We start from the raw sequence: 817 nt of genomic DNA on the forward strand, positions 1-817 counted from the left end.
AAAAAAAAGACGTGTTCGATACGTCCTTTTCAAACCGTTTAAAAGGCCGTCTGAAATTTCAATTTTCAGACGGCCTTTGCTGTTTTTTAAAGCTTTACATCATGAGGGCGTTTAGTTTTGGGGCTGACGTAGATTAGCCCCTTGTTTAAAGCGAAGTCAGAAAAGTCAGAAATCCCAATATCACGCCGACTGCGTTGGGTATAATCAGAATCCAGTCTTTCCGGGGTTCTTTGCTCCAACCGTACAAAACCCAAATCAGACAGGATACTGCTGCAAACAGGGGTTGCCACGGCTGCGCCTTTGCCCCTTGCATATTGGCGATAATTTGGGGGATATAGGCGACAAATACGAAAATACCTATTGCCGCTCCTATGCTGCCGACAACGGTATTGAATTTTGCTTTGCTTATCATGCTGGTAAGTCTCCTTTTAATATGAAAATCGAGGCGGTAGATAATATGGGCAGGCTGACTCAGCCGAGGGAACAGCCGCAGCCGCAATGATGTTCGTGGCCTTGGCCATGTTCGTCCGAATCTTCGGCAAGCAGGGCTTCGTAGTCGCCGCTTTCAATCAGGCTGACCAGTTCTGCCGGACTTTCCGCGCCTTCTACCTAGTCGCAGGATAAATAACTCTATTCTACCGCAAAATATGTATGTCATCATCCATCATTTGGCCTTGGCTGCCGATGAGGTTTTCGAGGGCTCTGTCGAGCTGGACGAAAGCTATTTCGGCGGACAGCGTAAAGGCAGACGTGGTCGAGGTGCGGCAGGAAAAGTGGTTGTCTTCGGCATTCTGAAACGCAACGGACGGGTCTATAC

General features: G+C 48.3%; 1 protein-coding gene and 1 pseudogene. One reads left to right on the forward strand and one right to left on the reverse strand.

Going from position 1 to position 817, the window contains the following annotated elements; genetic code table 11:
- Positions 1-145 precede the first annotated feature (145 nt).
- The gene (locus tag ACTHSP_RS21005; RefSeq protein ID WP_004518970.1) at positions 146-412 is read right to left on the reverse strand and encodes a SemiSWEET family transporter; all 267 of its coding nucleotides are present in this window, start codon (positions 410-412) and stop codon (positions 146-148) included.
- Between the two features lie 218 nt (positions 413-630).
- On the opposite strand from ACTHSP_RS21005, the pseudogene ACTHSP_RS21010 reads away from it, so the two are divergent.
- Positions 631-817 (forward strand): annotated as a pseudogene (locus ACTHSP_RS21010) (transposase); the annotation flags it as partial.

It is taken from the genome of Neisseria sp. P0001.S005 (genome assembly GCF_051963715.1).